Below are 6,171 nucleotides of genomic sequence, written 5' to 3'. Positions count from 1 at the left end.
GCATTTGCCGACGATCATGACCTTGCGGTTGTCACGAAGCAGGCTGACGGTCTCGCGGGCGATCCAGTTGACCGCGTGTCCCGGCAAGAGGGCAGGTGTGGAATCGGTAAAGTCGCTCGTCGGCGGTTGCAGCGACAAGGGACGCCCGGTCAGCGTGACCGCGGGCAGCGTTTCATCTCGGTCCATTTGCAGGATCAGGTTGCCCAACGCGAGTGCCGTGCGGGCGGTATCAACGGCATGGAATTCATAGGCGACAAGTTGCTTGCGGCTCATCACCAACGCGATGGTCACCACTGCCAGCCCGCCTCGTCCACTGTATTCCGGACCGCCGTGCACACTGCGCGCGACGGCATAGAAGTAATCCGAAAGGGGAAAAAAGCTCAGCCCCCAGGCGTCCTGAGCGGCGGCATCGGACGCGACCTCGAGTGAGTTGTGTGAGGGCGCCCATTTGCAAAACTCGCTCGACACGGTCGCATCCACACCGGGAGACTTCCCGATGATCTGGTAGCCCTTCATCCGACGACGCTTGAGCGAGCCGTAGCTGATCTGTTCGACTTGCATGTGGATTAGCTGTTCTGGATGGCCCAGTGCAAGGGTTCAATCACGCCGCGGGGTTGGATGTGAAACGGCACCCGTGCCACACCACCGACATCGTTGCTCAGCAACGCCGACGAACCGACGACGCTGGCACTGAAGACCGCGTGCCGTGGAAAGTTATGTTGACAGTAATCCATGAAACGGGGCATGTTGTTGGTCATGAATCGGTGAGGGTCCGCCGCCGCTTCGGGGCAGGTGTCCGATTTGGTAAACACGATCGCAACCGCCGGCGTCAGGTCACGCGATTTTCCTAACTCGGAAAGCGATTGTTGCTGCGAGATGTACGAGCCGAGTTTCATCGCAAACAGGTCTTCGCGGGCACCGTTGTCGCGAACTTCGGCCGAATCGCACAGCAACAAGAACGCCGACGTTCGCTGAACGATGTGGCTGACGGCGGCGTAGGTCCCCGGTTGCTCCAGTTCGGTCGCGATGGCTTCGCCGGCAAAATCCGGTGCGACAAAGTCCACCTGTTTCTCTTTGCGTTGCGAAGAATCGGTGACGACACAGTGCAACCATTTCCAAAGGTCGGATTCGTTGGGCGTCTTTTCCGGAAAACGCCGTTCCTCCAGCGCCGAGACGACTTGCTCTTGAAGCTTGATCGAAAATGCGCCGTTGGGAACACCTTTGAGATTCTTGGCGCCGCCACAAAGCATGTCCAACAGCAGCCCCAGATAGACCGTCTTGCCGGCGTTACTGGGTCCGACCACCGAAATGAAATGCGGCTTGGCATGTCGTTGGGAAACCGAACGCGTGATTTCAGCCGGCGTCTGGCACTCTTCGCAATAGTCATCCATGCTGGTCATTTGGGCGTCGCAACAGACGCACGGAGGCGCGTCTTGGTAACACAACGCCGTGTTGTAGCCTTCTTCCTTACTCATTGTTTTCTTTCATCATCGAGGCGCGTTTCGGGGTCAGGAATCATTTACCGAGTCAGGGATCACTACCGAGTCAGGCGTCGGCCGATTGGAGTTCCTCGTCACCGTGCGGGTCGAGCCCTTCGGCGGAGAAGCAGCATCGAAAGCCGACGTTGTTCTTGCGGGCAAGCAGCGTCTGGGCGCTGCGACTTTGACACGTCGTGTGTGAATGGAAGTAACTGTCAAAGGCACCGCCGCGGACCTCCGCCATCGGGTCGGTCATGTGGACGGTGATCTCTTCGGTCGCGGCCAACAAGTACTGGGTGTTCATCCACTCCCAGACGTTTCCGATCAATTGCCGAATGCCGTTGGGTGTGTTGCCGCCCTGGCACTCATGAACCGAAACGGTTTGGTGCCGGCCCGACGCCCAGGTGTTGGCAAATTGCGGATCGAAGGAATTGCCCCAGGGATACTTCGATTCCTTCAGTGAATCGCTGCCGGTCGATCCCCAGGTCCCGGCCCGCTGCCATTCGGCGCTGGTCGGCAACCGTTTTCCGACCCATTGGGCGTAGGCGTTGGCTTCGTACCAGGACACGCCGACGACCGGATGGGCCGCTATCGCTTTGGCGGGCCGGCCGTTTTCCCAAAACGCGGGGCCGGGTTGTCCGGTTTTGTCGACGAATTTGAGCACCGATGCCAGGATCTGTTCGGGCCACAGCGAGACATTCTCGTACCCGCCGGCTTGGACGAAGCGTTGAAAGTCGGCATTGGTCACGCACCACCGATCCAGGTAGATCGAATCGGTTTGGCTGTTTCCGACGACCTGAGGAACGAGCACGAATCCTTCCTCGGACGTCGTGGCGTATTCACCGCACAGTGTCACGTCGCCACCGGGCACGTAAGCCATGTCGTGATCGATCGCTTTCCAGGCGTACCGCAGCGAGTCGGGGTCAAACGCAATCCCGTCGGCCGGGCGGACGATGTGGGCATACTGTCGCTCACGCACCAGCTGGCGGATGTCGGGCGGTGCGCCAGGGAAATCCAAGGTCGGCGGCGCGGCGGCTGCAGCATCAGGCTTCGCGCTCGAAAACGACGCGCGAAACGCACTCAGCGGCCGGCTGAAAAAGGTGGCAAAGGGCACGATGGTCTCCAACGGTTAGTTCGACTGGCTTCGGTTTGAACGGATCGCACGTTGCATGCGTTTGAATTCTTCTATCTTCTGTTGCCGGGCGGCTTCGGCATGCTCCAGTGCGGCTTGCTGGTCGCGATCTTGAGTGGACGCTCCCTGGTAGCCGGAGGCGGGCTGGCCGGGCAGGATGGGCGCGTTGCCGACCGGCATCACGGGAGATCCTCCGCGACCATCAGCGGGCGGCGCTGTGTTTGGACCACAGACGGGAACGTTAACGTTGACCGACGGGGGTGCCGCCGGCATTTGCCGTTGAATCGCGGCTGGTGACGGCAGGTTCGGATCGCGCGGCGGTTCCGCCGCCGGAGCGATCGGGAGAGGGCCGGCGCCGGTCGGCTGGGGAAGCCCAGCGGCCGTCGGCATCGTGCCGGTCGAAACGCCAGCAGGCACCGAGGGAACGACGGGACCGATGGCCGACTTGTTCGCTACGGTCGCCGCGGCGCGTGCACCTTGAATCGCCTTCCTGCGTTCGGACTCGACTTCCAACCAGGCTTCGGTCAGCCGTTTGGACTGATCTCGCAGGCCTTCTTCCTTGGCCGCCGTCCGTTTGCTCCATTCGGTCTTCTGTTGATCCAAACGCGAGATCGCACCGGCCAGTAGCGATTCTCGCTCGATCAACTGGGACGACCGATGAATGAGTCTGCGAATGCGACCGATCCAACCTCGCGCGAAATGTTCCACGTCAAAGACGATGGAACCGATCGCTTCGGCTTGCGAGCCGTCCAACGGTGCGATCACCGGGGGGACGCCCGTTCCTGGCGAGTCACTTCCGCCGCCCAGGGGCAACGGAGCAATCATGTCGTTTCGGTCGGTCATATCGATTCAGGGTTAAAATGATTACGACGAAGTTTTTCTGAGCGTCTTAGTACTCGTCACCGACGCGTTTCCAGAGATTGGAGATCCGGCCGAGCAAAGACTCTCCTTTCTGTTCGCGCTCGACCTTCTCTTCCTCGTGAATCTCCCGCAAATGCTGTCGCAGGGCTTGCAGCTTGTAACTGAACTCGCGGTCCGGCTGCTCTTTGGCGGCGGCGTCGCCGTCGATTTCCTGCAGCTGCTTGGAGAGCTGGAATCGCATCCGTGAGACCGATGCTTTCTCCTGGGCCAATTCGGCACGCAGTTCCTGCAGCGATTCCGGTTCTTCGTTTTGCATTCGCTCAATCTGACGATTCAGGCTGACGCATTGCTTTTGCGATTCCTCCAGTGCGGCTTGCAGCTCCGCGTTTTGCTTTTGCAGCTTCTGCAGCGTTTCATCCGGGGCCACGTCACCGACCGACGCTTGTCCGTAGCGTTTGGCGGCGGTGTGCAGCTGTTGCTGAAACTGATCGCGTTCCTGGCTCGCCGCGTTGAGTCGATCACGGAGGGCGTCCTGTTCGGCTTTCCATTCCGATTCGCGCTCGCCGATCCGTTGTTCGATTTCGCCGACCCAGTTTTCCAGGCAGCTGCGTTCTTCCCGTTCCGCCTGGTTTTGGATTTCAGCGGTCTGCAATAATTCTTGCAGCATCGAGACCCGTTCGTCGTGCTCGGCCAGTTCGGCGAGCAAGTCGTCGACACGTCCGACCAGTTCGTCGCCACCGAAATCTTGGTCGATGGATCCGGCCTGAATTGACGTGGCGTGTTCGCCATCCTCTGCGCCCAGTCCTTCCATCGCGGCCAATTGCTCGTCGCGTTCGGCCAGCTGAATGCGGAGGTCTTCGATTTCTGACTTGAGCAACTGAACGATCTCGGCATCTACCTGATCGTCGTCGAAGGTGGAGGGATCCCAATCGAGATCTTCGGCGGTGAGATGATTCGAAGTGAAGTCGTCCACGATCGCAATCTCGTCGGATTCCGGTTCGTCGAGTTTGTGTTCCGCAGACGCCTCGGTTGGTTGAACGATTGGTGCGTCCAAGTCCGACGTGTCGGTCGCGGGTGCTTCGGCGACATGGGTGTCGTGGGCGGAGATCGGTTCGGTGGCGGTCTCGGCCAGCACGTCGCTGAGCCGTCCGATCGGCGGCCGCGCGGCGGGCGTCGGTTCGGCGACGGTTGTTGCATCGTCTTGCACGTCTTCGTAACCCAAGTCTTCCATTCCCACTGATTCTTCCCGTGCTTCCTCGGCGGCTTTGGCGGCCAGTTCGAGGGCGTTTTGTTTGGCGGCTTGACTTGGTCCGCTCGGTCCACCAACCAGTTCCAGCTTGATGGAACCGACGAGGATGGAATCACCGACTTGGATCGCTGTCTTGTCGTCGATCGTCGTTCCATTGACTTTGGTTCCCGCCTTGGACGCCCAGTCTTGGATGGAGACGACGTCGTCATCGACGTCGACAAGGCAATGGATCTCGGCGACGCCTTCGCCGCTGACCTTGATGCCGCACGAATTGCCGCTGCCGACAAAGACACTTCGTCCCTCTTCGAGGGCGTGGTCGATCGGCGAGGCGCTCTGGCGAACGACCCGGATTTTAAAACCGGTCAGGGTTGCTTCGGTGGATCGAATCATGACAGGGTCTCCGCAACAGGGGTGTCCAAACCGTTGGAGGCCAACGCCGGGTCGGTCGCGGCACCATGCGTCTCTTGCTGCGATCCATCACGCGGCGGTTCAGCGACCGGGATGGAATCCAGTTCGTCCATCGTTTCGGTCAAGGTGTCGCAGGTGTAGGGGGAATGCAGCAATCGATCGGGTGTGAATCCGAGCAGTTTGTGCCACGGAACGTTGGGGTCATCGACGACCTTCGCGGGAGCCAGCACGATCTTTCGCGAGTTTCCGAAGGCTTCTTGTGCCGACGTGAAGGCTTCGCGAATGGCGTCGCAGCTTTGCGGGGTGTCGACGGCGAAGAACACCGCGTCCGGCTTGGTTCGTTTGACCAGCAACTGCAACGTCAACGTATCGCGAACGATCTTGCCGACGTATTTGCCGGAAGCTTGCTTGAGTCCGCTGCGGAGTTGTGCGGCCGCAATCGCATTGGTCTCGTAGGCCACGAATTTGCCTTCGCTTTCGTCGCGTCGGACTTCGAGGATGTCGGCCGCGACGAATCCTGACAACACGCGTCGGACTTCGTCGTGATCCCAGCCGAGTCGTTGTTGCAGTTCCTCGACCGAGCGAGGTTCGCTCAGCAGGTTCATGATCTTCATGTGTTTGGCAGACAACCCGGCACGGTCCAAGTTCTGGCCTCGGATGGCGCGACGGACGAATCGCAGCGCTGAATCATCGCTCTGGATCTCCGAGAGGTCGCAGTGCAGTGCGTGTTCGACCAGCAGTCCCATCAAGCTGACTTCCAGGGGCAAATCGCGTTGCAGCGACGGGAAATTCGAAGTCGCGCGGAACTGATAGCCTTTCAACGGTCGCTTCATCACCAGTCCGATCAGCATGGCCGCTTGGAAACGCAGCAGCTTGGCCGTCAATCGTGGGTCCAAAACTCGCTTGTCCATCAATTGCACAAAGCCGTCGAACTCGGCCGTTCCACGTCCGGCGATCGTCAGACGCAGGACTTCGGCCAGGCTTTGCAGCGACTCGGGCAGCCGCTCGACGACCATCTGCGTTTCTTCGGGTTGCAGTCCGGT

6 protein-coding genes are annotated in these 6,171 nt (G+C 60.1%); all 6 read right to left on the bottom strand.

What is annotated here, in order from left to right; genetic code table 11:
- On the bottom strand, positions 1-561 hold a 561-nt coding region (locus ABX749_RS17975), incomplete at its 3' end, for a hypothetical protein (RefSeq protein ID WP_372897176.1).
- Positions 562-566: 5 nt separating this feature from the next.
- Positions 567-1,475, bottom strand: coding sequence for a hypothetical protein (locus ABX749_RS17970; RefSeq protein ID WP_372897175.1), 909 nt, complete (start codon positions 1,473-1,475; stop codon positions 567-569).
- A gap of 70 nt (positions 1,476-1,545) precedes the next feature.
- Positions 1,546-2,592, bottom strand: a complete 1,047-nt coding sequence (locus tag ABX749_RS17965) for an SUMF1/EgtB/PvdO family nonheme iron enzyme (RefSeq protein WP_145221128.1) — start codon at positions 2,590-2,592, stop codon at positions 1,546-1,548.
- Between the two features lie 15 nt (positions 2,593-2,607).
- A complete protein-coding gene (locus tag ABX749_RS17960) occupies positions 2,608-3,453 on the bottom strand; it encodes a hypothetical protein (protein ID WP_372897174.1) in 846 nt (281 codons plus the stop codon).
- Between the two features lie 46 nt (positions 3,454-3,499).
- Entirely contained in the window at positions 3,500-5,110 is a 1,611-nt protein-coding gene (locus tag ABX749_RS17955; RefSeq protein WP_372897173.1) for an FHA domain-containing protein, read from the bottom strand.
- A partial coding sequence (locus ABX749_RS17950) for a hypothetical protein (RefSeq protein WP_372897172.1) occupies positions 5,107-6,171 on the bottom strand: 1,065 nt, incomplete at its 5' end. The genes ABX749_RS17950 and ABX749_RS17955, both read right to left, overlap by 4 nt.

Source organism: Stieleria sp., assembly GCF_041595215.1.
GTDB lineage: Bacteria > Planctomycetota > Planctomycetia > Pirellulales > Pirellulaceae > Stieleria > Stieleria magnilauensis.
The sequence above is the reverse complement of the archived record's forward strand: the minus strand, read 5'-3'. Positions and strand labels throughout refer to the sequence as shown.